The sequence below is a fragment of the Streptomyces avermitilis MA-4680 = NBRC 14893 genome (assembly GCF_000009765.2).
GTDB classification, from domain to species: Bacteria; Actinomycetota; Actinomycetes; order Streptomycetales; family Streptomycetaceae; genus Streptomyces; species Streptomyces avermitilis.
Genome location: NC_003155.5, coordinates 2,807,085 through 2,832,919, shown reverse-complemented (window position 1 = coordinate 2,832,919; position 25,835 = coordinate 2,807,085). Strand labels below are relative to the sequence as shown.

Here is a 25,835-nt window from a genome sequence, read left to right as displayed (position 1 = left end):
CCCCTCGGCGGCAACCGGCCGGCGGCAACCCTCGGCGGCAACCGGTCGGCGACCAGCTGTCGGCACCTACCGGTCGAGCTGGGGCATGACCTCGGCGGCGATCAGCTCCAGCTGATCCAGGTCGTCGAGGTCCAGCATCTGCAGGTACATGCGCTGCGACCCGACAGCCTGGTACTGGGAGATCTTCTCGACGACTTCCGCGGGAGAGCCGGCGAGACCGTTCGCCTTCAGCTCGTCGACATCACGCCCGATGACGTCCGCCCGGCGCTTCACCTCGACGTCGTTCCTCCCGACACAGGCCACGAGCGCGTTGGAGTACACCAGGTCGTCGCCCCTGCGGCCGGCCTCCTCGGCGGCGGCACGCACCCGGTTGAACTGCTGCTCGGTATCAGCGAGGGACGCGAAGGGAATGTTGAACTCGTCCGCGTACCGGGCCGCCAGCGCGGGGGTCCGCTTCGCGCCGTGGCCGCCGATGAGCACCGGAACCTTCCCCTGGGCCGGCTTCGGCAGCGCGGGGGAGTCCTTGAGCTGGTAGTACGTCCCGTCGAAGGAGAACCGCTCGCCGACGGGCGTCGACCACAGCCCGGTGACGATGGCGAGCTGCTCCTCCAGCCGGCCGAACTTCTCCTTCGGGAACGGGATCCCGTACGCCTCGTGCTCGGCCTCGTACCAGCCGGAACCGAGGCCGAGCTCCACCCGCCCACCGGACATCAGGTCGACCTGGGCGACCTGGATCGCGAGGACGCCGGGGAGCCGGAAGGTACCGGCGGTCATCAGCGTGCCGAGCCGGATGCGGCGCGTCTCGCGGGCGAGACCGGCAAGCGTGATCCACGCGTCGGTGGGGCCGGGAAGCCCGTCGACGGATCCCATGTGCAAGTAATGATCAGAGCGGAAGAAAGCGTCGTAATTGAGGTCTTCGGCGGCCTGTGCGACGCGGAGGAGCGTCTCGTAGGTAGCGCCTTGCTGCGGTTCTGTGAAGACTCGAAGATCCATGTATCCATCATGCACCGCTCGCCTCAGGCGCCCCGCCCTGAACCGCGTAGGCACCGGCAACCGGACGCACGGCGGGCGGCGGCGTGTCGCAGGTACGTCCCAGCCCTCCGCGTCCGGGGAAAATCCCTGGTCGGGGGCGAGCCGACCGCCCATACTCGGTCATGTGTTCCTGACGATCAGTGCCACCGGTACCCCAGAGCGCCCCGCCACCGACCTCGGTTTCCTGCTGCACAAGCATCCCGACAAATCGCAGGCGTTCTCCACCTCGTACGGCACGGCGCACGTTCTCTACCCCGAGGCGAGCGTCGAGCGGTGCACGGCCGCGCTGCTGCTGGAGGTGGATGCGGTGGCGCTGGTCCGGCGCGGCAAGGGCAAGGGCCGGGGCGGCGCCCCCGACGCCGCGCTCGCGCAGTACGTCAACGACCGCCCGTACGCGGCCTCCTCGCTGCTCGCCGTGGCGCTGAGCAGCGTGTTCTCCAGCGCGATGAAGGGCACCTGCGCGGCGAGGCCCGACCTGCCGGCCCGGCCGCTGCCGCTGCGCATCGAGGTGCCCGCGCTGCCCGCCCGCGGCGGCCCGGACATCGTGCGCGCGCTGTTCGAGCCGCTCGGCTGGACGGTGACGGCTCGGCCCGTGGCGCTGGACGCCGCGTTCCCGGAGTGGGGCGACTCGCGGTACGTGGGCCTGGTCCTGGAGTCGGCGGAGCTGACCCTGGCCGAGGCCCTGCGCCACCTCTATGTCCTGCTCCCGGTGCTCGACGACGCCAAGCACTACTGGGTCGCCTCGGACGAGGTCGACAAGCTGCTGCGGGCCGGTGAGGGCTGGCTGCCGGACCACCCGGAGCACAAACTCATCACCAGCCGGTACCTCGCGCGCCGCTGGTCGCTCACCCGGCAGGCGATGGACCGCCTCGAACTCGTCCGTCTGGCCGAGGCCGACGACAGCGAGGTCGAGGAGATCGACAACGCGGTCGACGAGTCGACGGACACCGAGGAGAAGCCGGTGCCGCTCGCCGTGCGGCGGCGGGACGCGATCATCGCGGCGCTCCAGGCGTCCGGTGCCGCACGGGTGCTCGACCTCGGCTGTGGACAGGGCCAGTTGGTGCAGGCGCTGCTCAAGGACGTGCGGTTCACCGAGATCGTCGGCGTCGACGTGTCCGTGCGCGCGCTGACCATTGCCGCGCGCCGCCTCAAGCTGGACCGGCTGGGGGAGCGGCAGGCATCCCGGGTCACCCTCTTCCAGGGCTCGCTCGCGTACACCGACAGCCGCCTCAAGGGGTACGACGCCGCCGTGCTCAGCGAGGTGATCGAGCACCTCGACCTGCCGCGGCTGCCCGCCCTGGAGTACGCGGTGTTCGGCTCGGCCCGCCCCAGGACCGTGCTCGTGACCACGCCGAACGTCGAGTACAACGTCCGCTGGGAGACCCTCCCGGCGGGCCACTCCCGGCACGGCGACCACCGCTTCGAGTGGACCCGTGAGGAGTTTCGCGCCTGGGCCCGCCGGGTCGCCGAACGGCACGGCTACGACGTGGAGTTCACGCCCGTCGGGCCCGACGACCCCGAGGTGGGTCCGCCGACCCAGATGGCCGTGTTCTCCATGACCTCGGCGCACTCGAACACGCCGACCACCGCGAAGGAGGAGAAGGCCGCATGACGAACGGGACTCAGATGAAGGCGCGCACTCTCGCGGTGACCGACCTCTCTCTCGTGGTGCTGATCGGCGCCTCCGGCTCGGGCAAGTCCACCTTCGCCCGCAAGCACTTCACGCCCACCGAGATCATCTCCAGCGACTTCTGCCGGGGTCTGGTCGCCGACGACGAGAACGACCAGAGCGCCAGCCGCGACGCCTTCGACGTCCTGCACTACATCGCGGGCAAGCGTCTCGCGGCGGGCCGCCGTACGGTCGTCGACGCGACGAGCGTGCAGCAGGAGAGCCGCAGCCAGCTGATCGAACTGGCCAGGAAGCACGACGTGCTGCCCATCGCGATCGTGCTCGACGTGCCCGAGGAGGTGTGCGCGGAACGCAACGCGGCGCGCACCGACCGGGCGGACATGCCGCGCCGGGTCATTCAGCGGCACACGCGTGAACTCCGCCGTTCCCTGCGGCACCTGGAGCGCGAGGGCTTCAGGAAGGTGCACGTCCTGCGGGGTGTGGAGGAGATCGAGAACGCCTCGGTGGTCACCGAGAAGCGCTTCAACGACCTCACCCACCTCACTGGCCCCTTCGACATCATCGGCGACATCCACGGCTGTGCCGCCGAACTGGAGTCGCTGCTCGGCAAGCTGGGTTACGCCGACGGCGTGCACCCCGAGGGCCGTACGGCCGTGTTCGTCGGCGACCTCGTCGACCGCGGCCCGGACAGCCCCGGCGTCCTGCGCCGCGTGATGTCCATGGTCGGCTCGGGCAACGCGCTGTGCGTGCCCGGCAACCACGAGAACAAGTACGGCCGTCACCTCAAGGGCCGCAAGGTCCAGCACACGCACGGCCTGGCCGAGACGGTCGAGCAGATGGAAGGCGAGAGCGAGGAGTTCCGTACCCAGGTGCGGGAGTTCATCGACGGCCTGGTCAGCCACTACGTCCTCGACGGCGGCCGGCTCGTCGTCTGCCACGCCGGGCTGCCCGAGAAGTACCACGGCCGTACCTCCGGCCGGGTGCGGTCGCACGCGCTGTACGGCGACACGACCGGGGAGACCGACGAGTTCGGTCTGCCGGTGCGCTATCCGTGGGCCGAGGACTACCGGGGCCGGGCGGCGGTCGTCTACGGGCACACGCCCGTTCCCCAGGCCACCTGGCTGAACAACACGATCTGCCTGGACACCGGCGCCGTCTTCGGCGGCAAGCTCACCGCGCTGCGCTGGCCGGAACGCGAGCTGGTCGACGTACCGGCGGAGCGGGTCTGGTACGAGCCGGCCAAGCCGCTGGCCACCGAGGCGCCCGGCGGGCACGAGGGCCGTCCGCTCGACCTGGCGGACGTGCGCGGCCGCAGGGTCGTCGAGACCCGGCACGCGGGCCGGGTGTCGGTGCGCGAGGAGAACGCGGCGGCCGCCCTGGAGGTCATGAGCCGCTTCGCGGTGGACCCGCGTCTGCTGCCGTACCTGCCGCCGACCATGGCACCGACCGCGACCTCGCACCGGGACGGTTACCTGGAGCACCCGGCCGAGGCCTTCGCGCAGTACCGGCAGGACGGGGTCGCGCGGGTCGTGTGCGAGGAGAAGCACATGGGGTCGCGGGCGGTGGCGCTGGTGTGCCGGAACGCGGAGGCGGCACGCGAGCGCTTCGGGACCGACGGGCCCACCGGGTCGCTGTACACGCGCACCGGGCGCCCCTTCTTCGACGACGCGGACAGGACCGAGGAGATCCTCGGCCGGGTGCGGGAGGCCGTCGGCGCGGCGGGTCTGTGGGAGGAGCTGGAGACCGACTGGGTTCTGCTGGACGCCGAGCTGATGCCGTGGTCGCTGAAGGCGTCCGGGCTGCTCCGTACGCAGTACGCGGCGGTCGGCGCCGCGTCCGGGGCGGTGTTCCCGGGGGCGCTGGCCGCGCTCGAGGGGGCGGCGGCGCGCGGTGTCGACGTCGGGGAGCTGCTGGCCAGGCAGCGCGAACGGGCCGCGGACGCGGCCGCGTTCACGGACGCGTACCGGCGGTACTGCTGGGCGACGGACGGGCTGGAGGGTGTGCGCCTCGCGCCGTTCCAGATCCTTGCCGTCCAGGGCCGCAGTCTCGCCGCCGTGCCGCACGAGGAGCAGCTCGCGCTGCTCGACCGGCTCGTCGAGCACGACGCGAGCGGGCTGCTGGGGACCACCCGACGGCTCTTCGTCGACACGGGCGACCCGGAGTCGGTGCAGGCCGGCGTCGACTGGTGGCTGGAGATGACCGGGCGCGGTGGTGAGGGCATGGTCGTCAAGCCGGCGGGCGCGGTGGTACGCGGTGAGCAGGGGCGGCTGGTGCAGCCCGGCATCAAGTGCCGGGGGCGGGAGTACCTGCGGATCATCTACGGTCCGGAGTACACGCGGCCCGAGAACCTCGCACGGCTGCGCGGGCGGTTCCTGAACCACAAGCGGTCGCTGGCGATCCGGGAGTACGCGCTGGGCCTGGAGGCCCTGGACCGGCTGGCGGAGGGCGAGCCGCTGTGGCGCGTGCACGAGGCGGTGTTCGGGGTGCTGGCACTGGAGTCGGAGCCGGTGGACCCACGCCTGTGAACGAACGGGCGCTGTAGGGGGCCGGGATGCCCCGGCCCCCTACAGCGCCCAGCGCCTGCGGCCTCCGGCCCGCGGGCGCCTGCGGCCCCCGGCCTCTCGGCGCCTGTGGCCTTCGGCTCGGGCGTCTGCGGCCCGCGGGTGTTTGTGGGCTGTGGTGTCTCGGTGCCTGTGGCCCGCGTCCGCACGCCTGCGGCCTCCGGCGCCTCGGGCCCGTGGCTCGCGGCCCTGGGTGTTTGCGGTCCGTGGGCCCTCGGTCCCTGCGGCGCCGGGTGCTGTGGCTTCTGGGGCCTCGGGCCTGTGGCTTGTGGCCCCGGGTGCCTGCGGTCCGCGGGTGTCTGCGGCCCCGGCCCCTCGGTGCCTGTTGGCGTCCTCGGTCCCTCGGTGTCTGCGGCCCACGGCCCCCGCGCCTCACCCCACCAACCGCAGCCTGACCGCCGCCACCCCGAGTCGCACCGTCTGCCCCCACGTCAGTTCCAGCGCGTCACCCTCCATGCCGTCCCCGAAGGCGATGAGCCGGTCCGACTCGACGGTCACCGACAGCCGGGCGGACGCGGTGAGTTCACCGGCAACCAGCGACGTGCCGGTGGCCGGCGACGGCCACGCCTCGCGGACGAACCACACCAGGCGGTCCTCGACGGGCGCCGGCAACGGCAGTCCTTCGCCCCGCTCCTGCCACACCGAGCGGATCCATCCCGTCGCCCCGGTCCCGGTACCGATGAGCACCCCCGATGACGCCTGGGGCTCGACGGCACCCCCGTACTCGTCGAGCCCCAGGCGGTAGCGGGCCGTCTGATGACCCGCCGCTCCCAGATAGATCTCGTTCAGCGCGAGCAGCCGCTGGGTGTCGTCCGCGACCGCCTCGACCATCGTCAGCTCGTCGGCGTGACCGCTGCGCGCCGACGCGAGCAGCGCCGCCGCGTCACCGGGCCGGTGCCGCACCAGCACCCCGGGGTTGCGTCCCGGGTCCGCGTCGATCCCCACCACCGGCTGTCCGGCGAGGTACTTGGCCACGTTCGCCACCAGCCCGTCCTGCCCGACCACGACCACCACGTCCTCCGGGGCGAACAGGAACCGGTCCAGGTCCCGTCGCTCCACCCGGGCCTGACGCCACGTCAGCGGCACCGCCGCCACCACCTCGGCCCACGCCCGGCGGGCCCGCCGGTGCCGCTCGGCCACCTCGTCGACGCTCCGCCCGCGCGAGGCCAGGAAGAAGGCGGCCTGACCGGGTGTGCCGTGCCGGGCCACCAACTCCTCGTACTCCGTGGTGCGATGGACCAGCACGACCCTCGGCGCGAGACTCACGCCGGTTCTCCCGAGGGCCCGCCCGCGGCCGCGCCGAGCCGGGACAGCAGTCCTGTCACCACGTCCGGCGACACGGTCACGCTATCGATCCGCGGCAGATTCTCCGCGAGCCGCGTCCCCGTCAGGGCGTGCAGCGTCGCCACGTCCACCTCCGCGTGCACGTGCAGCCACGCCGCCTGTGCGCGCGCCCGCGCCTCCCCGACCTCGCGCGCGGCCTGCGCCTCGGCCTTGGCCAGCCGCACGGTGCGGGCGGCCTCCGCCTCCGCGCGCACGGCGTCCGCCGCCGCGTGCTCCTCCGCCTCGCGGCGGGCGTTCGTGCCCCGCTGGTCGACCAACTGCTCCTCGCGGCGGGCGAGTTCGATCTGGCTGGCCAGCTCGTTCTCCGCGATCGCACGCTCGCGCTCCACCGCCACGGCACGGCGCTCGTACGTCGCCCGGTCCGCCTCCTGCTGGATCTGCTCACGGGCCGGGGTGCGCAGCGCCCGCTCCACCTCGGGCTCGGGACGCAGCGCCACGACGCGGACGGCGACCACCTCGATGCCGGTCGCGGGCAGCCGAGGCTCGGCCGCGAGCCCGGCGGCGACCCGGTCCCGTACCGCCGCGACCCCGTCGACCAGCGCCGCCGACAGCGGCGTACGGGCCAGGACGTCCAGCGCGTGCTGCTGTGCCGTCTCGGTCAGCAGCGTCGCCAGCTGCTCCAGCGGTGCGCCGCGCCACACGCCCGTGTCGGGGTCGACGGAGAAGTCGAGCCGCGCGGCGGCGACGCCAGGATCGCTGATCCGGTAGGTCACGGTCGCCTGCACCGCCACGTCCTGGAAGTCGGACGTACGGGCGTGGAACGTCATGGCCAGCTCGCGGTCGTCCACCGGGATCTCGGAGAGCGCGGCGGTCAGGGAGCGGTACCAGAAGCTGAGCCCGGGCCCGTCGTGCACCAGCCGTCCCGCCCGCTGGTGCCGGACATGGGCGGTCGGTGCGCCGCGCAGATGGCGCCAGCCGAAGCGCCGGGTGATGTCGGCCATGTGTGGTGGACCCCCTCCGTATTTTCGTCACTACGACGATAATCGTTCATGCCGGTTATCGTCAAGGGGACGAAATCAAGTGCTGCGGGTCCTCACAACCGACGGGTGAACACGCGCCCGAATGGTCAGGATGGAGGCATGGGACTGCATGTCGACTCCGAAGCCGGGCGGCTGCGCCGCGTCATCCTGCACCGGCCTGATCTCGAGCTCAAAAGGCTCACCCCCAGCAACAAGGACGCCCTCCTCTTCGACGACGTGCTGTGGGTGCGCCGGGCCCGCGCGGAGCACGACGGGTTCGCGGACGTGCTGCGCGACCGCGGTGTCGCCGTCCACCTCTTCGGCGACCTGCTCACCGAGGCGCTGGACATCCCGGCCGCCAGGACGCTCGTGCTGGACCGGGTCTTCGACGAGAAGGAGTACGGGCCGCTCGCCACCGACCATCTGCGGGCCGCCTTCGAGACCCTGCCCGCCCCGGACCTGGCCGCCGCGCTGGTCGGCGGCATGACCAAGCGGGAGTTCCTGGAGGCGCACCCCGAGCCCGTCTCCGTGCGCTTCCATGTGATGGACCTCGACGACTTCCTGCTCGGTCCGCTGCCCAACCACCTCTTCACCCGGGACACCTCCGCCTGGATCTACGACGGGGTCTCCATCAACGCCATGCGCTGGCCCGCGCGGCAGCGTGAAACCGTGCACTTCGAGGCGATCTACCGGCACCACCCGCTCTTCCGGGACGAGGCCTTCCATGTCTGGTCCGAAGGGCAGGCGGACTACCCCTGCACCATCGAGGGCGGGGACGTCCTCGTCATCGGCAACGGCGCCGTGCTCATCGGCATGAGCGAGCGGACGACGCCGCAGGCCGTCGAGATGCTCGCGCACAAGCTGTTCGCGGCCGGGTCCGCGCGCACCATCGTGGCGCTCGACATGCCCAAGCGGCGGGCGTTCATGCACCTGGACACCGTGATGACGATGGTCGACGGCGACACCTTCACCCAGTACGCGGGGCTCGGCATGCTCCGCTCGTACACCATCGAGCCGGGCGTCGGGGAGAAGGAGCTGAAGGTCACCGACCACCCGCCGGAGCACATGCACCGCGCGATCGCCGCCGCGCTCGGGCTCGGTGAGATCCGCGTCCTGACCGCCACGCAGGACGTGCACGCGGCCGAGCGCGAACAGTGGGACGACGGCTGCAACGTCCTCGCGGTCGAGCCGGGCGTCGTGGTCGCGTACGAGCGCAACTCGACCACCAACACGCATCTGCGCAAGCAGGGCATCGAGGTGATAGAGATCCCGGGCAGCGAACTGGGGCGGGGGCGCGGCGGGCCGCGCTGTATGAGCTGTCCGGTGGAGCGGGACGCCGTGCCCGGGTAGCGCCGCCGGCCGGGGCGGCCCGAAAGCCCGTCCGCATAGAAATGTGGGATGTCGTATAGACTTCCACGCGTCTTCGTCCTCGTCCCCCTGTTAACCCTGGAGCGCCCCCATGGCGACAGTCCCGACCGCCCTCGCCGGCCGCCATTTCCTCAAGGAGCTGGATTTCACCGCGGAGGAGTTCCGCGGGCTGCTCGAGCTGGCCGCCGAGCTGAAGGCCGCCAAGAAGGCCCGGACGGAGACGCTGTATCTGCGGGGCCGCAACATCGCGCTCGTGTTCGAGAAGACGTCGACGCGTACGCGCTGCGCGTTCGAGGTGGCCGCGGCCGACCAGGGTGCCTCCACGACGTACCTCGACCCGGCGGGCTCGCAGATCGGGCACAAGGAGTCGGTCAAGGACACGGCACGCGTACTCGGTCGCATGTTCGACGGCATCGAGTATCGCGGCCACGGCCAGGGCGTCGTCGAGGAGCTCGCCGCGCACGCCGGAGTCCCTGTCTACAACGGCCTCACCGACGAGTGGCACCCCACCCAGATGCTCGCCGACGCGCTCACCATGACCGAGCACAGCGACAAGCCGCTGACCGAGATCGCCTACGCCTACCTCGGCGACGCCCGCTACAACATGGGCAACTCCTACCTCGTCACGGGCGCCCTGCTCGGCATGGACGTCCGGATCGTCGCGCCCCGGCTGCTGTGGCCCGACGAGACGATCGTCGAGGTGGCTCAGCAGCTCGCCGTCGCGTCCGGCGCCCGCATCACGCTCACCGAGGACGTGAAGGAGGGCGTGCGCGGCGCGGACTTCGTCGCCACCGACGTCTGGGTGTCGATGGGGGAGCCCAAGGAGGTCTGGGACGAGCGCATAGGGCTGCTCGGCCCCTACGCCGTGACGATGGACGTGCTGCGCGCCACCGGCAACGACGACGTGAAGTTCCTGCACTGCCTGCCGGCCTTCCACGACCTCGGCACCGACATCGGCCGTGAGATCCACGCGCGGCACGGGCTGACCTCCCTCGAAGTCACCGACGAGGTCTTCGAGTCCGCGCACTCGGTCGTCTTCGACGAGGCGGAGAACCGGATGCACACCATCAAGGCGGTCCTGGTCGCCACCCTCGCCTGAGCCACGGCCGCACCTGTCGTGCGACGCCTGTCACCTCGGGCACCTCGCGGGACCTGATTCCCGTACGATCCTCGGCGGGCCCGGAGCCATCCCTTCCGCGGCCCGTCGCGCGACTTTCCCCCAAGCTCCCGGCTCCGCCCGGGCGGGGGCACCCCTCTGGTCGCACCCGCACCACCGGAAAGAGCACCACCGCGCCATGCCCGCACTTCGCATCAAGTCCCCCGAGCTGCTCGTCGCCGAATCCGGCGCCGACCTCGAAGGCCATGGCCTCAAGCGCACCATGGGCCTCTTCCAGCTCATCTGCTTCGGCGTCGGCGCCATCGTCGGCACCGGCATCTTCGTCGGCCTGTCCGACTCGGTCGCCCAGGCCGGCCCCGCCGTCGTGGTCTCCTTCGTTCTCGCCGCGATCACCTGCGTCTTCACCGCCTTCGCCTTCGCGGAGCTGGGCGGCGCGATCCCGGTCTCCGGGTCCTCGTACTCCTTCGCCTACGCGGGCCTCGGCGAGCGCACGGCCTTTCTCGTCGGCTGGTGTCTGCTGCTCGAGTACGGCGTGTCCGTCTCGGCCGTGGCGGTCGGCTGGAGTCAGTACGTCAACGAACTCCTGGACAGTCTCACCGGCCTGGAGCTGCCCGCCGCGCTGTCCGCGGGCCCCGGCGACGGCGGAGTGATCAATCTCCCCGCCGTCGTCGTGATCGCCCTCGCCTCGGTCCTCCTGGTGCGTGGTGTGCGCGAGAGCGCCCGGGCCACCGCCGCCATGGCCGTGCTGAAGCTCGCCATCCTGGTCGTCTTCTGCGCCATCGGGTTCAGCGCCTTCAAGGACGGCAACCTCACCCCGTTCTCGCCCGCCGGTCTCGGCGGCATCGGCGCGGGCACCACCGCCGCGTTCTTCTCGTACATCGGCTTCGACGCGATCACCACGGCCGGCGAGGAGGCCAGGAACCCGCGCCGCGACATCCCGATCGCGATCCTCGTCTGCCTCGGCCTGGCCACCCTCCTGTACTGCGCGGTGGCACTCGCCGCGATCGGTGCCATCGGCGGCGACCAGGTCGGCGGTCGGCCCGCCGCGCTGTCGTACGTCGTCAACGAGGTCACCGGCTCCACGGCCGGCGGCGCGGTCATCGCCTTCGGCGCGGTCGTCGCCATCGCCTCGGTGGTGCTCGCGGTGATGTACGGCCAGACCCGCATCCTGATGTCCATGGCCCGCGACGGACTCGTGCCCCGCGTCTTCGAGCGGGTCTCGCCGAAGACCTCGACGCCGGTCACCGGCACGCTGCTCGTCGCGCTCGTCTTCGCGGTCCCGGCGGCCTTCGCGTCGCTCGACGCGGTGGTCAACCTGTGCACCATCGGCACGCTCGCGATCATGGCCGTGGTCAATGTCACGGTGATCGCGCTCAGGCGCCGCGAGCCGGGCCTCACCCGCAGCTTCCGGGTGCCGCTCTACCCCGTGATACCGGTGCTCGGCGTCGGCTTCTGCCTCTATCTGATGTACGAGACGGGCTGGACGACCTGGATCCAGTTCGCCGCCTTCCTGGCGGCGGGCTGCCTGGTGTACGCGCTCTACGGGCGTCGCAACTCCCGGCTGGCGAAGTCGGCGGCCGCTACGCGAACCGACGCTGAGGCGGTATCACAGGCAGTCTGAACCACACCGCCTTGCCCGAGCCCGTGGGGCGATGGCCGCAGGCGGAGCTGAGGGCGCGGATCAGCAGGAGGCCGCGCCCGTGTTCCTGCCAGGGGTCGGGCTCCTCGCGGGGGCCGGGGACCGTGAGGTTGCCCGGCGGGGCCGGGTCGGGGTCGTGCACCTCGACCTGGCAGCCGGTCGGCAGCAGCTCGACCACCAGCTCGATCGGGCCCTCGCCCGCGGTGTGTTCCACGGCATTGGCCACCAGCTCGGCGGTGAGCAGCTCCGCGGTGTCGCTGTCGGCCGAGTGCTTCAGCTCGGCCAGCGCCGAGCGGACCAGGGCGCGGGCGACGGGCACGGCCGCGGCGGTGTGCGGCAGCGCGACGCGCCAGGAGGCCGGCGGGGTGGGGGGCTCGTGCAAGGTCGGTCCGTTCATGGAGCAGGCTGTCCTGCTTTCAACATCAGGAATGGTACGGCGCACCCGGACAGAGGTGCTCGCCGGGCCCGCAGCGGAACCTTCGCCCCGCCACCGACGGCGTACCCACGCGAACGACCCGCCGCGCCCGGCTGTGCCCGCCGTTACCGGGCTATCGAGAAGCCGTGACTCGGTGACGGCGTCCGGCACGCCGGGACACAGCTATCGCGCGGTCGTGACGACAGTCACAAATCAGTGATAACTTCGAGGAGAGTCCGGCACCGACAGCCGCCCCCGCCCGAGGAGGCCGCACGTCATGAGTCCCTTCACCGGTTCCGCCGCCCGCACCCCCGACTGGAAACACCTCGGGGTCGAGATCGCGGACGGGGTCGCCACCGTCACCCTGGCCCGCCCCGAGAAGCTCAACGCGCTCACCTTCGGCGCCTACGCCGATCTGCGCGACCTGCTCGCCGAGCTGTCCCGCGAGAAGTCCGTACGTGCCCTGGTGCTGGCCGGTGAGGGGCGCGGCTTCTGCTCCGGCGGCGACGTCGACGAGATCATCGGCGCGACCCTGGCCATGGATACCGCCCAGCTCCTCGACTTCAACCGGATGACCGGCCAGGTGGTGCGGGCGGTGCGCGAGTGCCCGTTCCCGGTGATCGCGGCCGTGCACGGGGTGGCCGCGGGAGCCGGGGCCGTGCTCGCCCTGGCCGCCGACTTCCGGGTGGCCGACCCCTCCGCGCGCTTCGCCTTCCTCTTCACCCGCGTCGGACTGTCCGGCGGCGACATGGGCGCCGCCTATCTGCTGCCCCGGGTCGTCGGACTCGGCCACGCCACCCGGCTCCTCATGCTCGGCGAACCGGTCCGCGCGCCCGAGGCCGAACGCATCGGGCTGATCAGCGAGCTGACCGACGAGGGCCACGCCGACGACGCCGCCCGGACCCTGGCCCGCCGGCTCGCCGAGGGCCCCGCGCTCGCGTACGCCCAGACGAAGGCCCTGCTCACCGCCGAGCTGGACATGCCGCTCGCCGCCTCCGTCGAACTCGACGCCGCGACCCAGGCGCTGCTGATGAACGGCGCGGACTACGCCGAGTTCCACGCGGCCTTCACCGAGAAGCGGCCGCCGAAGTGGCAGGGGCGATAGCCATGCGGGTCGCGGTCGTCGGAGGCGGCCCCGGGGGCCTGTACGCGGCAGCGCTGCTGAAGCGTCTCGACCCGTCCCGCGAGGTCACCGTCTGGGAGCGCAACGCGCCCGACGACACCTTCGGCTTCGGTGTCGTCCTCTCCGACGAGACCCTCGGCGGCATCGAACACGCGGACCCGGTGGTGTACGCGGCCCTCAGGGACGAGTTCGTGCGCTGGGACGACATCGACATCGTGCACCGCGGCGTACGCCACACCTCCGGCGGCCACGGCTTCGCCGCGCTCGGCAGGCAGCGGCTCCTCGGGATCCTGCACGAGCGGTGCCGCTCGCTCGGTGTGGAGCTGCGCTTCGGTACCGAGGCGCCGTACCCCGCGTGGCTCACGGAGACGTACGACCTCGTCATCGCCGCGGACGGGGTGCACAGCAGCACCCGCGAGGCGTATGCGGAGGCCTTCCGGCCCTCCGTCGAGACGCACCGCTGCCGCTACATCTGGCTCGCCGCCGACTTCGCCTTCGACGCGTTCCGCTTCGAGATCGCCGAGACCGAGCACGGCGTGCTCCAGCTGCACGGCTATCCCTATGCGGCCGACGCCTCCACCGTCATCGTCGAGATGCGCGAAGAGGTGTGGCAGGCGGCCGGGTTCGCCGAGCTGGACGAGCGGGAGTCCGTCGAGCGGTGCGCCAAGATCTTCGCGGACGCGCTGGGCGGACGATCCCTCCGGTCCAACAAGTCGGCCTGGACCCACTTCCGCACGGTCGTCAACGAACGCTGGTCGCACGGCAATCTGGTCCTCCTCGGCGATGCCGCGCACACCGCCCACTTCTCCATCGGCTCCGGCACGAAGCTCGCCGTCGAGGACGCGCTGGCGCTGGCGGCCTGCCTGGAGGAACAGCCGGGGCTGCCCGAGGCCCTGGCCGCGTACGAGCAGGAGCGGCGGCCCGTCGTCGCCTCCACCCAGCGCGCGGCCCGGGCCAGCCTGGAGTGGTTCGAGAACATCGGGCTGTACCTCGGCCGGCCCTCCCGGCAGTTCGCCTTCAACCTGCTCACCCGCAGCCGCCGTGTCACCCACGACAACCTGCGGCTGCGCGACGCCCACTTCACCGAGGCCGTGGAGCGCGAGTTCGGCTGCCCGTCCGGCACCCCGCCGATGTTCACCCCGTTCCGGCTGCGCGGACTGACCCTGCGCAACCGGGTCGTGGTGTCACCGATGGACATGTACGCGGCGGTGGACGGTGTCCCCGGCGACTTCCACCTGGTCCACCTGGGCGCGCGGGCCCTCGGCGGGGCCGGCCTGGTGATGACCGAGATGGTGTGTGTCAGCCGCGAGGGCCGGATCACACCGGGCTGCGCCGGGATCTACACCGGACGGCAGGCCGAGGCATGGCGGCGGATCACCGACTTCGTGCACACCCGGGCGCCGGGCGTCGGGATCGGCGTGCAGCTCGGCCACTCCGGACGCAAGGGAAGCACCAAGCTGATGTGGGAGGGCATCGACGAGCCGCTGGAGGAGGGCAACTGGCCGCTGGTGGCCGCCTCTCCGCTGCCGTACAAGCCGGGGAGCCAGACGCCCCGCGCGTTGTCCCGTGCTCAGCTCACCGACATCCGGGAGCAGTTCACGGACGCCGCCTGGCGGGCCGCCCGCAGCGGCTTCGACCTCCTCGAACTCCATTGCGCCCACGGTTACCTGCTCTCCGGCTTCCTCTCCCCGCTGACCAACCACCGCACCGACGCGTACGGCGGAAGCCTCGCGCGCAGACTCCGCTTCCCGCTCGAGGTCTTCGACGCCGTACGCTCCGTCTGGCCGGAGGAGCGGCCCATGACGGTCCGCATATCGGCGACCGACTGGGCCGAGGGCGGCACCACGGCCGAGGACGCCGTCGAGATCGCCCGCGCCTTCGCCGCGCACGGCGCCGACGCGATCGACGTGTCGACCGGGCAGGTGGTCGCCGACGAACAGCCCGCGTACGGGCGCTCGTACCAGACGCCGTACGCGGACCGGATCCGCGGCGAGGCCGGCGTCCCGGTCATCGCCGTCGGCGCGATCTCCTCCTGGGACGACGTCAACTCGCTGATCCTCGCCGGGCGTACGGATCTGTGCGCGCTCGCCCGGCCGCACCTCTACGACCCGCACTGGACCCTGCACGCGGCGGCCGAGCAGGGCTACACGGGGCCGGGTGTCGTCTGGCCCGCGCCCTACCGGGCAGGCAGCCGGCGCCCGCAGTCCGGCCGCACGGACGCCCCCAAGCCCCGGCTGACACTGGGGACCTGAGGGCGTCGAACGGGCTCGGGCTCCTACGACAGGTCTGCCATCCCGGCGGTCAGGGTCGCGCCGTCCGCCGGGTCGACCAGCAGGAAGGCGCCCGTGCGGCGCACCCGGGCGTAGTCGTCCAGGGCCAGGGGCTCGGCCGTGCGGAGGGCGATCCTGCCGAGGTCGTTCGCGGTCAGCTCGGTCGCGCCGGCCAGGTCCTTGACCAGTGCCTTCACCGTCCGCGTCGTGTGCTTGACCAGCACCCGGTCGCCGATGCGCAGCGGGCGGTCGGCCAGATGGCAGACGGCCGCCCGGACGTCCCGCGTGAGCTCGGGAGCGTCGGGGCCGGCGGTGATCATGTCGCCCCGCGCTATGTCCCGCTGTCCGGCCAGGCGCAGGGTCAGCGACTGCGGCGCGTACGCCGCCCGCGCCGTTGTGCCGAGCACGTCGATGCCGGTGATCTCGGAGGTCTCGCCGGACGGGTGGACGGTCACCCGGTCGCCGACCCGCAGTGAGCCCGACACCAACTGGCCCGCGTAGTGGCGGACCCCGTCGTGCCGGATCACGTACTGCACCGGGAAGCGGGCCGGGGCGCCGGCCGACTCGGCGCCGACCGGGACCGTCTCCAGGAGGTCGAGGAGCGCCGGGCCCGCGTACCAGTCCATGTGCGCCGAGCGCTCGACCACGTTGTCGCCGCACAGCGCGGACACCGGGACGGGAGTGAAGCCGGGCAGGTCCAGCTCCGCCGCGTGGCCCGCGAAGTCCTCGACGATCCGGTCGAACTCCTTCTCCTCGTACCCGACGAGATCCATCTTGTTCACCGCGAGCACGATGTGCGGGACGCGCAGCAGCGCGGCGACGGCGGCGTGCCGGCGGGTCTGCTCGATGACGCCGTTGCGGGCGTCCACCAGGATGACGGCCAGGTCGGCGGTGGAGGCGCCGGTGACCATGTTGCGGGTGTACTGAACATGGCCGGGGGTGTCGGCGAGGATGAACCGGCGGCGCGCGGTCGCGAAGTAGCGGTACGCCACGTCGATGGTGATGCCCTGCTCGCGTTCGGCGCGCAGGCCGTCGGTGAGGAGGGCCAGGTCGGGAGCGTCCTGGCCGCGGCTGCGCGACACCTGCTCCACGGCCTCCAGCTGGTCCGCGAGGACCGACTTGGAGTCGTGCAGCAGACGCCCGACCAGCGTGGACTTGCCGTCGTCGACGGAACCGGCGGTCGCGAAGCGCAGGGTGTCGGTGGTGGCGGTGGTGGTGCTGGTCATGGCTAGAAGTACCCCTCGCGCTTGCGGTCTTCCATCGCGGCCTCGGACATCTTGTCGTCGGCGCGGGTGGCGCCGCGTTCGGTGAGCCGGGAGGCGGCGATCTCGGTGATCACGGCGTCCAGCGTGGTGGCGTCGGAGTCGACGGCGCCGGTGCAGGACATGTCGCCGACGGTGCGGTAGCGGACCCGGCGCTTCTCGACAGTCTCGCCGTCCTTGGGGCCGCCCCAGTCACCGGCGGTCAGCCACATGTGGGACCGCTGGAAGACCTCGCGTTCGTGGGCGAAGTAGATCTCGGGGAGTTCGATGTGTTCGCGGGCGATGTACTGCCATACGTCCAGCTCGGTCCAGTTGGAGAGCGGGAAGACGCGGACGTGTTCGCCGGGGGCGTGGCGGCCGTTGTAGAGGTTCCACAGTTCGGGGCGCTGGCGGCGGGGGTCCCACTGGGAGAACTCGTCGCGCAGGGAGAAGACGCGTTCTTTGGCGCGGGCCTTTTCCTCGTCGCGTCGGCCGCCGCCGAAGACGGCGTCGAAGCGGTGCTGCTGGATGGCTTCGGTCAGGGGCACGGTCTGCAGGGGGTTGCGGGTGCCGTCGGGGCGTTCGCGCAGTACACCGCGGTCGATGTAGTCCTGTACGGAGGCCACATGCAGGCGCAGTCCGTGTGCGGCGACCACACGGTCGCGGTATGCGAGGACCTCGGGGAAGTTGTGTCCGGTGTCCACGTGCAGCAGGGTGAAGGGGATCGCCGCGGGTGCGAAGGCCTTCAGTGCCAGGTGCAGCATGACGATGGAGTCCTTGCCGCCGGAGAACAGGATCACCGGCCGTTCGAACTCGCCCGCCACCTCGCGGAAGATGTGGACGGCCTCCGACTCCAGCGCGTCCAGATGCGAGAGCGCGTACGGGCTGTCGGTCTCCTGGGAAGCGGTGGCCGCGGTCGTCATACGAGACCCCTCGCCGCCAGGACCGCGTACACGGCCCCCGCCGACTCCTCGGGCGTCTGCCCCTGCGTCTCCAGGGTGAGCGCCGGGTCCACGGGCGGCTCGTACGGGTCGTCGACACCGGTCAGACCCTTCAGCCGGCCCGCGGCCTGCCTGGCGTACAGCCCTTTCACGTCCCGTTCGCTGCACACCTCGACCGGGGTGGCGACATGCACCTCGAGGTACGGCGTCCCACTCGCCTCGTGCCGTTTGCGGACCGCCTCGCGGCTGTCGGCGTACGGCGCGATGACCGGGACGACGGCGAGGACGCCGTTGCGCGCCAGCACCTCGGCGACCAGGCCGATGCGCTGCGCATTGGTGTGGCGGTCCGCGCGCGAGAAGCCGAGCCCCGCGGAGAGGAAACGGCGGATCTCGTCGCCGTCGAGCACCTCCACGCGGTGCCCCTGCGACCTCAGCCGCCCGGCGAGTATGCGGCCGATGGTGGTCTTGCCCGCGCTCGGCAGCCCGGCGAGCCAGACCGTGGCTCCCTGCGCCCTGGACGTGGTGGTCATGCGTGCGGTCCTTTCGCGGCGCCGCCCGGGCGCCGTTGTCCGTGGCGGCCGGGGCGTGTGGCGAGTTCGGTGAAGAGCGCTTCCCAGCGCGGGTGGACGGCGTCCGGGCCGTAGGAGGCGGCCGTCAGGACCGCCGCCACGCCCATCTCGGCGCGCAGCCCCTCGTCCTTCATCAGCTTCGCCATGGCGTCGGCGAGCGCGTCGGGGTCCTCCGGCGGCACGAGCAGACCGTCGACTCCGTGGGTGAGCACGTCCGACGGGCCGGTCGGGCAGTCGAAGCCGACCACCGGCAGGGAGTGGCTCATCGCCTCGATCATCACCATCGGCAGGCCCTCGAAGCGTGAACTGAGCACGTAGAAGGAGGCCTTGGCGAGTTCGTCGTCCAGCCGGTCGGTGTGGCCCATCAGGAACACGTGGTTGTAGAGGTGGTGCTCCTCGATGAGGGCACGCAGCTCGGCCTTCTTCTCGCCGCTGCCGTAGATCCTCAGCTGCCAGTCGGGGTACGCCTCGACGAGCTTCGCCCACGCGGGGATCAGCAGGTCGAAGCCCTTCTGCGGGAAGAGCCGCCCGGCCGCCACCGCGATCTTCGACCGGGGGCGGGCGGGCACCTGGTCGAGCGAGTGCACGGCGTTGGGGATGCGGACGACGCGGGTGCCGGGCAGCAGTGCCTCGTACTCCTCGCGGTCGCGTTCGGTCAGCACGGCGACCGTGTCGAAGCGCGGGTAGGTCTCCCGGATGCGCTGCTGCACGTCCCGCTTGTGGGTGCCGTGGTTCATGTGCTCCTGCGCGACGCGGATCACGCCGCGGCTGGCGTGCTCGGCGGCCAGGAAGTTGAGCGCGGGCCGGGTGGTGACGAGGACGCCGTCGGTCAGCGTCCGCAGGTAGGCGATGAGGCGTTCCTCGACGTACCGGTTGAAGTAGCGGTAGCCGAACTCGCCCGCGGGGATGTGCCGTGCGGGCCGGTCCAGCAGCCGGCCGCGGCGCCGGTCGCGCCAGCGGGCCACCGGACCGGCCGGCGGGACGTGGGCGTCCTCGCGCAGGTCGACGACGGTGGAGACCTTCACGCGCGCGTCGAGCGGGAACTGGATGTCGTCCCGGCGGCGCACCGCGCTCACCAGCTCGACGTCCCAGCCCGCGGCGACCAGGGAGTTGGCCTGGTTCATCACCGTGCGGATGGTGCCGCCGCGGCCATAGGCGTGCAGCAGCAGATAGCGGACCCGAGGGAGCGGCGGACGGTCCGTCACGAGGCGGCTCCCGTACGGCACTCCAGTGACAGGTTGTCCTTGACCGTGTAGTACGGCCGCACGCTCAGGTCCTGGGTGAGCTGCCGGGGGAACACCATGATCTTCTTCTTGCCGCAGATGTCGTCCAGCCGCCGGCCGGCCCGCAACTCGGCCGCGCCGTCGGTGAGATGGATGTCCCACTCCTCGACTCCGGCACCGTCGGGGACGGCGAGGTCGGCGATGGGCAGCTCGCTCTCGAACCGGTCGCCCTCGACGCGGGCCCGGTAGTCCAGCCGCTGTTCGGCGCGGGCCCGGCGGGTGACCAGAAGCCGCCAGGAGCCGTCGGCCGGGCGGCCGTGGATGCGGCCGACCAGCCGGATGTATCCGTCGCGCGGCCAGACCTCCGCTATTTCGGCGTGCGGCTTCACGAGCTGTAGCCCCACGCCTTGCACATGGGCCGCAGGAGCTCGGGTATCTCGTCCTCGGCGGGCAGCGAGCGCCCGGCCTGTACGCTGCCGCTGCGGATCTTGTCGCGCCAGTCGCCGAGTCCCTTGACGACCTGCGAGTCGTCCTTCCGGCCGTACTCCAGCATGGTGGGCTCGAAGTCGATGCCGAGGAAGACGCACAGCCGGCGCAGCTCCCGCTCGGGGCCGGCGGTGATGTCCTCGTAGCGCACCGTGTGACCGCCGGTGATGCCCTTGCGCGCGTTGTCCACGGCCTTCATGTAGCGCAGCGCGTCGGCCGCGGCCTCGTCGTAGGTGCGCTTGTCGGGGTCGCCCTCGTGCCAGGACTGGGCGATGGAGACGGGGTGGCGCAGCAGGAACACGAAGCGCGCGTCGGGCCAGCAGTCCCTGATGCGCCGGTACACGAACGCGTTGCTGGGCGTCTTCTCGACGATGAAGTCCTTGCCGGACCTGACCAGTTCCCGGTGCAGGACCCGGTCCCACAGCAGATGCTCCAGGTCGCCGCGCTCCAGGTCCAGGGCGCTCATGGCGCGCTGCGACAGCTTGCTGCCGTAGTCGACCTCCAGGCGGCGGATGTGCAGCTCGTGCGGGGAGTGCAGCCGGGAGTGGGCGTTCAGGAGCATCCGCAGCAATGTCGAGCCGGAGCGCACGGGCGACATGATGAAGACCGGCCGCCGCAGCAGTCGGTCCGTCGAGAGGTCCTTGTCGGCGGGACATCGGTACACCGGCGTGGGCCGCCCGGCCGGTTTCGCCGCCGTGGCCGTCTTCTTCGGCTGCGGCGGGGCGTCGGCGGCGGCCCTACGCACCTGGAGGCCGGTAGTGGCGGTGAGCGCCCGGTTCAGATTGCGCATCAGACTCATGCGTCCCGACCGTAGGTAGGGAATCTGAGAAGAGGGGCGGAGGAACCTGAGGGTTCCCTTAGCGCCGCCCTATGTGGTGCACATCACGTTTCACCGGCGGGGTCGAGTGTCTCCGTCCCAGCCGCGAAGGCCGCTCCCGCATCGCGCAGCCGCTCGTGCAGTGCCCGGAAGACGGCGGCCGAGCGGGCGCCCGGCCAGTCCTCGGGAAGCAGTGCGGCGGGCAGGCCGGGATCGGCGTACGGGAGGTGGCGCCAGGAGTCCAGGGCGAGCAGATAGTCGCGGTACGCCTCCTCGGGCTCGGTGTCCTCGCGTGCCTCCCAGTCGTGCAGCACGCGCGCGTGGCGGTCGAGGAACTCCTCGTGCTGCTTGGCGATCGCGGCCAGGTCCCACCAGCGCGCGACGGCCTCGAAGGTCGCGGCGAAGCCCAGGTGCTCGCCGCGGAAGAAGTCGACGTACGGGTCGAGGCGCAGCCGCCCCAGGGTGTGCCGGGTCTCCTCGTACAGCCGCGCCGGGGCGATCCACACCCCGGGGGCCGCCGTCCCGAAGCCGAGCCCGGCCAGGCGCGAGCGCAGTACATGCCGCTTCTGCCGTTCCGACTCCGGCACGGAGAACACCGCGAGCACCCAGCCCTCGTCCCGTGGGGGAGTGGTCGCGTACACGCGCAGGTCGCCGTCGTCGAGCAGTTGGCGGGCGTCCGGCGACAGCGCGTACCCGGCCGCGCCGGCCGCCGTGCGGGCCGGCACCAGCAGGCCGCGCCGCTTCAGCCGGGACACCGACGATCTGACGGAGGGCGCGTCGACGCCGACGGCGGCGAGCAGCCGGATCAGCTCCGCCACCGGCACCGGGCCGGGGAAGAAGCGGCCGTACGCGCCGTAGAACGTGACGATGAGGGACCGGGGAGCGTGCTGATCGGACACGTTGATCACTCTAGATCGTCCACGTCACTCATGATCACCTTCCGCGGGCACGGGGGCTTCCGCGGGTACGGAGGTTTCCGCGGGGACGGAGGCTTCCGGGGGTACGGAGTCGACGTCCGTACGGCGGTTGTCGCGCAGGCGGAACCGCTGGAGCTTGCCCGTCGCCGTGCGCGGCAGCGCGTCCAGGAAGACGAACTCGCGCGGACACTTGTACGGCGCCAGTTCGGATCTGAGGAACGCGCCGAGCGCCTCCGCGTCCCGGCGCGCGCCCGCCCGCAGCACCGCGTACGCCACCACGACCTGCCCGCGCGCCTCGTCCGGCCGTCCCACGACCGCCGTCTCGGTCACGTCCGGGTGCCGCAGCAGGGCGTCCTCGACCTCCGGCCCGGCGATGTTGTAGCCGGCCGAGATGATCATGTCGTCGGCGCGGGTGACATAGCGGAAGTAGCCGTCGGGGTCGCGGACATAGGTGTCACCGGTGACGTTCCAGCCGCCCCGCACATACTCCCGCTGCCGCGGGTCGGCGAGATAGCGGCAGCCCACGGGACCGCGCACCGCGAGCAGTCCCGGCTCGCCGTCGGGTACGGGCGTGCCGTTCTCGTCCTGCACGCGCGCGTGCCACCCCGGTACGGGAACGCCCGTCATGCCGGGCCGGATCCGCTCGTCGGCCGCGGAGATGAAGATGTGCAGCAGCTCGGTGGCGCCGATGCCGTTGATGATCCGCAGGCCGGTGCGCTCGTGCCAGGCCCGCCAGGTGGCGGCGGGCAGATTCTCACCGGCCGAGACACAGCGCCGCAGCGATCCGGTGTCGTGGGCCGGCAGCTCGTCGAGCATCGCGTGGTACGCGGTCGGCGCGGTGAACAGCACGGAGACCCGGTGCTCGGCGATCGCGGGCAACAGCTGCCGGGGACCGGCCTGTTCGAGCAGCAGGGCCGAGGCCCCGGCCCGCAGCGGGAAGACGACGAGGCCGCCGAGCCCGAAGGTGAAGCCGAGCGGAGGACTGCCCGCGAAGACATCGTCCTCCTGTGGCCGCAGCACATGCTTCGAGAAGGTGTCGGCGGTCGCCAGCACATCCCGGTGGAAGTGCATACAGCCTTTGGGGCGGCCGGTGGTGCCGGAGGTGAACGCGATCAGCGCGACATCGTCGGCCGCGGTGTCCACGGCCGGGTACGCCTCGTCCGGTGCGGGCAGGCGCAGCAGGTCGTCGGGGGCGTCGCCGCCGTACGTGGTGAGGCGCAGCCCGGGGACCTCCGCCTTCGCCAGGTCGTCGACGGCCCGTACGTCGCACAGGGCGTGGGTCACCCGCGCGATCCCGCACATGGTCGCCAGCTCGTGCGGACGCTGCTGGGCGAGCACCGTGACGGCGACCGCGCCCGCCTTCAGCACGGCCAGCCAGCAGGCGGCCAGCCAGGGGGTGGTGGGCCCGCGCAGCAGGACGCGATTGCCGGGGACGACACCGAGCCGGGAGGTGAGCACATGGGCGATCCGGTCCACGCGGGCGCGCAGCTGTCCGTACGTCCAGACGTCGCCGTCCGCGGTACGGAACGCCGGGCGCCCGGCGTCGGTGCGGCCGAGCAGTTCGGCGGCGCAGTTCAGCCGTTCGGGGTAGCGCAGCTCCGGCAGGTCGAAGTGGAGTTCGGGCCACTGTTCGGGGGGCGGGAGGTGGTCGCGGGCGAAGGTGTCGACGTGGGCGGAGGCCGTGGGCCGCCGGTCGTCGACGGCGTCCCGGGGGGCCGTGCCGTTCCCGGAGTCCGTGCCGTTCCTGGGATCCGTGCCGTTCCTGGGATCCGTGCCGTTCCTCGGGTCCATGGCGGTTCGCCCCCTTGTCGTGGTGGGCTCGCGCATCGAGCGTATCGTGTTGGTGACGACAGTCAACGGTCCGCGATACCGTCGGAGGGTCACTGGAGAGGGGACCGGCAATGACCGCATTCTCGCTCGATCCGGCACAGACCGCCCGGCGGGCGGAGCTGCGCACGCTGGCGGCGGACCGTCTGCGGCCGCTCGCGGAGAAGGGCGAGCCGGGCCACGTCAACCGCCCCCTGGTCGCCGAACTGGGCCGACTCGGCCTGCTGGAACGGCTGTTCACCGCCGGGGCGCTCGACCTCTGCCTGCTGCGGGAGTCCCTGGCGTACACGTGCACCGAGGCCGAGACGGCGCTCGCACTACAGGGGCTGGGCGCGTATCCGGTGCACGGGTACGGCACCCGGGCCCAGCGGGAGTGCTGGCTGCCCCGGGTGAGCGACGGCAGCGCGGTCGCCGCCTTCGCGCTCAGCGAGCCGGGCGCCGGCTCGGACGCGGCGGCGCTGTCGCTGAAGGCCGAGCCCGACGGCCCGGACGGCTGGCGCCTCACCGGTGAGAAGTGCTGGATCTCCAACGCGCCCGAGGCCGACTTCTACACCGTCTTCGCGCGCACCACCCCCGGCGCCGGCGCCCGTGGCGTGACCGCCTTCCTGGTCCCCGCCGACCGGCCCGGTCTCACCGGCACCCCGCTCGACATGCTCTCGCCGCATCCCATCGGCGCGCTCGCCTTCGACGCCGTACCGGTGACGGCGGACGACGTGCTCGGGGAGCCCGACCACGGATTCCGGGTCGCGATGCACACCCTCAACCTCTTCCGGCCGAGTGTGGGCGCCTTCGCGGTCGGGATGGCGCAGGCGGCCCTCGACGCGACGCTCGCGCACACCTCCGGGCGCGACGCGTTCGGGGGCAAGCTGCGGGACCTCCAGACCGTGGCGCACCAGGTCGCCGAGATGGCCCTGCGCACGGAGGCGGCCCGCCTCATGGTCTACGCGGCCGCGGCGGCGTACGACGAGGCGGCGCCGGACGTGCCGCGGCGCGCGGCGATGGCGAAGCTGCTCGCCACCGAGACCGCGCAGTACGTCGTCGACGCGGCCGTCCAGCTGCACGGCGCCCGTGCCCTGCGCCGCGGCCACCTGCTCGAACACCTCTACCGAGAGGTCCGCGCGCCCCGCATCTACGAAGGGGCGAGCGAGGTCCAACGGGCCGTCATCGCCAAGGAGTTGTACGCCACCGTGGAGGCCCCGTGAGGACCGAGCGCATCAACCCGCCCGAGCTCTCCCCGCCCACCGGCTTCTCGCACGCCGTCGCCGTCACCGGCACCCGCGTCGTCTTCCTGGCGGGCCAGACGGCGCTCGACACGGACGGAAAGGTGGTCGGCGAGACGCTGCCGGACCAGTTCGGGAGGGCGCTGACGAACCTGCTGACCGCTCTGCGGGCCGCGGGCGGCGTTCCGGCGGACCTCGCCCGGGTCACCGTCTACGCCACCGACATCGCCGACTACCGCGCCCACGCCCGCGAACTCGGCGGTATCTGGCGCGAGTTGGCGGGCCGCGACTACCCCGCGATGGCCGTCATCGGAGTCGCCCGCCTCTGGGACGAACAGGCCCTCGTCGAACTCGACGGCTTCGCGGTGCTGGCCTAGGCCGTGTCCGACGGGTCGGGAGGGGTGCTTGGTTCCCGGTCCGATCAGTACGGTGCCTCCACCAGCTCGCCGATCACCCGCAACCCGACCTGCGCGGCGAGCCATGGTGCGCGCTCGGCTTCGACCTGCTTGACATGGACGAAGACCGTGTGATCGGACGCGGGTTCCGCCAGGTCGAGGTCGCGAGCACGCACGGCCAGCGTCACGAACGCGCCTCTGGCTCCCCCGACGCCCAAGCCCACTTCGGGGGCCTCGGGCCAGCCCATGAAGTCCCACCGCACCGTGGCCGGGCTGTCGCCCACCGCGTCGAGGAACGGCCCCACCGTCTCCGGCGGCCGGCCCAAGGCCCTCAGCCGGACGGGGAAGTGCGCCGACGGATCGTCCCCATTCGTCGACGAACCGCCCGTGTCCCCTTCGGCGAACCCGGTGGGACATCCGTGGACCGGCCGCACACCCGCACCGACGGCGTCCCACGGACAGGACACGCAGGAAGTCGGCCGAGTCAGCCGGCTGCCCCCGGCGCGTGGAGCCGGGGGCAGCCGGACCGGTCGGCGTGGTCGCTCACGGTGCCTGCCAGCTGTGCGGGGCGTGGAAGGGATCGGGGCGCCAGGCGGTGGTGGAGCCGGGGGAGGGGGGTGCGGTGTCGGGCTCGGGCCGGGGGGCCCGGGTGAGGAACAGGACGGTGAGGGCGGCGAGTTCCTCGTCCGTCGCCGCACCCTTCTCGATGCGTATGCAGGGGGTGGTCATGGGGCGGGACCT

23 protein-coding genes are annotated in these 25,835 nt (G+C 72.1%); 9 read left to right on the top strand and 14 right to left on the bottom strand.

Features of this window, described 5'->3' with window-relative positions:
* Positions 1–66: 66 nt before the first annotated feature.
* On the bottom strand, positions 67–993 hold the full coding sequence (locus SAVERM_RS12155) for an LLM class F420-dependent oxidoreductase (RefSeq protein WP_010983763.1): 927 nt from the start codon (positions 991–993) through the stop codon (positions 67–69).
* Between the two features lie 163 nt (positions 994–1,156).
* Here SAVERM_RS12155 and SAVERM_RS12150 point away from each other — a divergent pair, with 163 nt between their 5' ends.
* Both SAVERM_RS12150 and SAVERM_RS12145 read left to right on the top strand, forming a co-directional pair.
* Positions 1,157–2,644 carry a 3' terminal RNA ribose 2'-O-methyltransferase Hen1 gene (locus SAVERM_RS12150; RefSeq protein ID WP_010983762.1) on the top strand — a complete coding sequence of 496 codons (1,488 nt, stop codon included), beginning with the start codon at positions 1,157–1,159 and terminating at the stop codon, positions 2,642–2,644.
* Positions 2,641–5,187 (top strand): polynucleotide kinase-phosphatase, encoded by a 2,547-nt coding sequence (locus tag SAVERM_RS12145; protein ID WP_010983761.1) that lies wholly within the window; start codon positions 2,641–2,643, stop codon positions 5,185–5,187. The genes SAVERM_RS12150 and SAVERM_RS12145 overlap by 4 nt, the downstream gene beginning before the upstream one ends.
* 408 nt (positions 5,188–5,595) lie before the next feature.
* Here SAVERM_RS12145 and SAVERM_RS12140 read toward each other — a convergent pair whose 3' ends face one another.
* Entirely contained in the window at positions 5,596–6,489 is an 894-nt protein-coding gene (locus SAVERM_RS12140) for an inorganic polyphosphate/ATP-NAD kinase (RefSeq protein WP_010983760.1), read from the bottom strand.
* Complete coding sequence (locus tag SAVERM_RS12135) at positions 6,486–7,508, bottom strand: SPFH domain-containing protein (protein ID WP_010983759.1); 1,023 nt, start codon at positions 7,506–7,508, stop codon at positions 6,486–6,488. Before SAVERM_RS12135 ends, SAVERM_RS12140 begins: the two co-directional genes overlap by 4 nt.
* Before the next feature lie 138 nt (positions 7,509–7,646).
* On the opposite strand from SAVERM_RS12135, the gene SAVERM_RS12130 reads away from it, so the two are divergent.
* From SAVERM_RS12130 to SAVERM_RS12120, 3 genes are all read left to right on the top strand, one after another.
* Positions 7,647–8,876, top strand: a complete 1,230-nt coding sequence (locus SAVERM_RS12130; protein WP_010983758.1) for an arginine deiminase — start codon at positions 7,647–7,649, stop codon at positions 8,874–8,876.
* A 109-nt stretch (positions 8,877–8,985) separates the two neighbouring features.
* Complete coding sequence (gene argF, locus SAVERM_RS12125; protein ID WP_010983757.1) at positions 8,986–9,993, top strand: ornithine carbamoyltransferase; 1,008 nt, start codon at positions 8,986–8,988, stop codon at positions 9,991–9,993.
* Positions 9,994–10,189: 196 nt separating this feature from the next.
* A complete protein-coding gene (locus SAVERM_RS12120; RefSeq protein WP_010983756.1) occupies positions 10,190–11,632 on the top strand; it encodes an amino acid permease in 1,443 nt (480 codons plus the stop codon).
* Here SAVERM_RS12120 and SAVERM_RS12115 read toward each other — a convergent pair.
* Positions 11,592–12,047 carry an ATP-binding protein gene (locus tag SAVERM_RS12115; RefSeq protein WP_037652223.1) on the bottom strand — a complete coding sequence of 152 codons (456 nt, stop codon included), beginning with the start codon at positions 12,045–12,047 and terminating at the stop codon, positions 11,592–11,594. The two genes, SAVERM_RS12120 and SAVERM_RS12115, sit on opposite strands and share 41 nt — an antisense overlap.
* Before the next feature lie 295 nt (positions 12,048–12,342).
* On the opposite strand from SAVERM_RS12115, the gene SAVERM_RS12110 reads away from it, so the two are divergent.
* Together SAVERM_RS12110 and SAVERM_RS12105 are read left to right on the top strand one after the other, a co-directional pair.
* Positions 12,343–13,170 carry an enoyl-CoA hydratase family protein gene (locus tag SAVERM_RS12110; protein ID WP_010983754.1) on the top strand — a complete coding sequence of 276 codons (828 nt, stop codon included), beginning with the start codon at positions 12,343–12,345 and terminating at the stop codon, positions 13,168–13,170.
* Positions 13,171–13,172: 2 nt separating this feature from the next.
* On the top strand, positions 13,173–15,440 hold the full coding sequence (locus SAVERM_RS12105) for a bifunctional salicylyl-CoA 5-hydroxylase/oxidoreductase (RefSeq protein ID WP_010983753.1): 2,268 nt from the start codon (positions 13,173–13,175) through the stop codon (positions 15,438–15,440).
* A gap of 23 nt (positions 15,441–15,463) precedes the next feature.
* On the opposite strand, the gene SAVERM_RS12100 is transcribed toward SAVERM_RS12105, so the two are convergent.
* The 8 genes from SAVERM_RS12100 to SAVERM_RS12065 form a co-directional block, all read right to left on the bottom strand.
* Positions 15,464–16,684 (bottom strand): sulfate adenylyltransferase subunit 1, encoded by a 1,221-nt coding sequence (locus tag SAVERM_RS12100; RefSeq protein ID WP_010983752.1) that lies wholly within the window; start codon positions 16,682–16,684, stop codon positions 15,464–15,466.
* A gap of 2 nt (positions 16,685–16,686) precedes the next feature.
* Positions 16,687–17,622 carry a sulfate adenylyltransferase subunit CysD gene (gene cysD, locus SAVERM_RS12095; RefSeq protein WP_010983571.1) on the bottom strand — a complete coding sequence of 312 codons (936 nt, stop codon included), beginning with the start codon at positions 17,620–17,622 and terminating at the stop codon, positions 16,687–16,689.
* On the bottom strand, positions 17,619–18,170 hold the full coding sequence (gene cysC, locus SAVERM_RS12090) for an adenylyl-sulfate kinase (RefSeq protein WP_010983751.1): 552 nt from the start codon (positions 18,168–18,170) through the stop codon (positions 17,619–17,621). The genes cysD and cysC overlap by 4 nt, the downstream gene beginning before the upstream one ends.
* Positions 18,167–19,414 carry a glycosyltransferase family 4 protein gene (locus SAVERM_RS12085; RefSeq protein ID WP_037653025.1) on the bottom strand — a complete coding sequence of 416 codons (1,248 nt, stop codon included), beginning with the start codon at positions 19,412–19,414 and terminating at the stop codon, positions 18,167–18,169. Before SAVERM_RS12085 ends, cysC begins: the two co-directional genes overlap by 4 nt.
* A complete protein-coding gene (locus SAVERM_RS12080) occupies positions 19,411–19,836 on the bottom strand; it encodes a hypothetical protein (protein ID WP_107083173.1) in 426 nt (141 codons plus the stop codon). Before SAVERM_RS12080 ends, SAVERM_RS12085 begins: the two co-directional genes overlap by 4 nt.
* A complete protein-coding gene (locus tag SAVERM_RS12075; RefSeq protein WP_010983748.1) occupies positions 19,818–20,717 on the bottom strand; it encodes a sulfotransferase family protein in 900 nt (299 codons plus the stop codon). Before SAVERM_RS12075 ends, SAVERM_RS12080 begins: the two co-directional genes overlap by 19 nt.
* Positions 20,718–20,800: 83 nt before the next feature.
* Positions 20,801–21,643: a PaaX family transcriptional regulator gene (locus SAVERM_RS12070; protein WP_010983747.1), complete on the bottom strand. Its 843-nt coding sequence runs from the start codon at positions 21,641–21,643 to the stop codon at positions 20,801–20,803.
* A gap of 15 nt (positions 21,644–21,658) precedes the next feature.
* On the bottom strand, positions 21,659–23,443 hold the full coding sequence (locus SAVERM_RS12065) for an AMP-binding protein (RefSeq protein WP_010983746.1): 1,785 nt from the start codon (positions 23,441–23,443) through the stop codon (positions 21,659–21,661).
* Between the two features lie 110 nt (positions 23,444–23,553).
* Between SAVERM_RS12065 and SAVERM_RS12060 the strand changes: the two genes are divergently transcribed.
* Positions 23,554–24,681, top strand: a complete 1,128-nt coding sequence (locus SAVERM_RS12060) for an acyl-CoA dehydrogenase family protein (RefSeq protein WP_010983745.1) — start codon at positions 23,554–23,556, stop codon at positions 24,679–24,681.
* On the top strand, positions 24,678–25,076 hold the full coding sequence (locus SAVERM_RS12055) for a RidA family protein (RefSeq protein WP_010983744.1): 399 nt from the start codon (positions 24,678–24,680) through the stop codon (positions 25,074–25,076). The genes SAVERM_RS12060 and SAVERM_RS12055 overlap by 4 nt, the downstream gene beginning before the upstream one ends.
* A gap of 44 nt (positions 25,077–25,120) precedes the next feature.
* Here SAVERM_RS12055 and SAVERM_RS12050 read toward each other — a convergent pair whose 3' ends face one another.
* Together SAVERM_RS12050 and SAVERM_RS12045 are read right to left on the bottom strand one after the other, a co-directional pair.
* Positions 25,121–25,561 (bottom strand): hypothetical protein, encoded by a 441-nt coding sequence (locus SAVERM_RS12050; protein WP_174514676.1) that lies wholly within the window; start codon positions 25,559–25,561, stop codon positions 25,121–25,123.
* A 76-nt stretch (positions 25,562–25,637) separates the two neighbouring features.
* Complete coding sequence (locus SAVERM_RS12045; protein WP_010983743.1) at positions 25,638–25,823, bottom strand: acyl-CoA carboxylase subunit epsilon; 186 nt, start codon at positions 25,821–25,823, stop codon at positions 25,638–25,640.
* Positions 25,824–25,835 lie beyond the last annotated feature (12 nt).

Bases quoted from the DNA above. Each gene is read 5' to 3' on its own strand.
- SAVERM_RS12155 (WP_010983763.1), bottom strand. From the start codon at position 993: ATGGATCTTCGAGTCTTCACAGAACCGCAGCAAGGCGCTACCTACGAG.
- SAVERM_RS12145 (WP_010983761.1), top strand. From the start codon at position 2,641: ATGACGAACGGGACTCAGATGAAGGCGCGCACTCTCGCGGTGACCGAC.
- SAVERM_RS12135 (WP_010983759.1), bottom strand. From the start codon at position 7,508: ATGGCCGACATCACCCGGCGCTTCGGCTGGCGCCATCTGCGCGGCGCA.
- SAVERM_RS12130 (WP_010983758.1), top strand. From the start codon at position 7,647: ATGGGACTGCATGTCGACTCCGAAGCCGGGCGGCTGCGCCGCGTCATC.
- argF (WP_010983757.1), top strand. From the start codon at position 8,986: ATGGCGACAGTCCCGACCGCCCTCGCCGGCCGCCATTTCCTCAAGGAG.
- SAVERM_RS12120 (WP_010983756.1), top strand. From the start codon at position 10,190: ATGCCCGCACTTCGCATCAAGTCCCCCGAGCTGCTCGTCGCCGAATCC.
- SAVERM_RS12115 (WP_037652223.1), bottom strand. From the start codon at position 12,047: ATGAACGGACCGACCTTGCACGAGCCCCCCACCCCGCCGGCCTCCTGG.
- SAVERM_RS12110 (WP_010983754.1), top strand. From the start codon at position 12,343: ATGAGTCCCTTCACCGGTTCCGCCGCCCGCACCCCCGACTGGAAACAC.
- SAVERM_RS12105 (WP_010983753.1), top strand. From the start codon at position 13,173: ATGCGGGTCGCGGTCGTCGGAGGCGGCCCCGGGGGCCTGTACGCGGCA.
- SAVERM_RS12100 (WP_010983752.1), bottom strand. From the start codon at position 16,684: ATGACCAGCACCACCACCGCCACCACCGACACCCTGCGCTTCGCGACC.
- cysD (WP_010983571.1), bottom strand. From the start codon at position 17,622: ATGACGACCGCGGCCACCGCTTCCCAGGAGACCGACAGCCCGTACGCG.
- cysC (WP_010983751.1), bottom strand. From the start codon at position 18,170: ATGACCACCACGTCCAGGGCGCAGGGAGCCACGGTCTGGCTCGCCGGG.
- SAVERM_RS12075 (WP_010983748.1), bottom strand. From the start codon at position 20,717: ATGAGTCTGATGCGCAATCTGAACCGGGCGCTCACCGCCACTACCGGC.
- SAVERM_RS12065 (WP_010983746.1), bottom strand. From the start codon at position 23,443: ATGGACCCGAGGAACGGCACGGATCCCAGGAACGGCACGGATCCCAGG.
- SAVERM_RS12060 (WP_010983745.1), top strand. From the start codon at position 23,554: ATGACCGCATTCTCGCTCGATCCGGCACAGACCGCCCGGCGGGCGGAG.
- SAVERM_RS12045 (WP_010983743.1), bottom strand. From the start codon at position 25,823: ATGACCACCCCCTGCATACGCATCGAGAAGGGTGCGGCGACGGACGAG.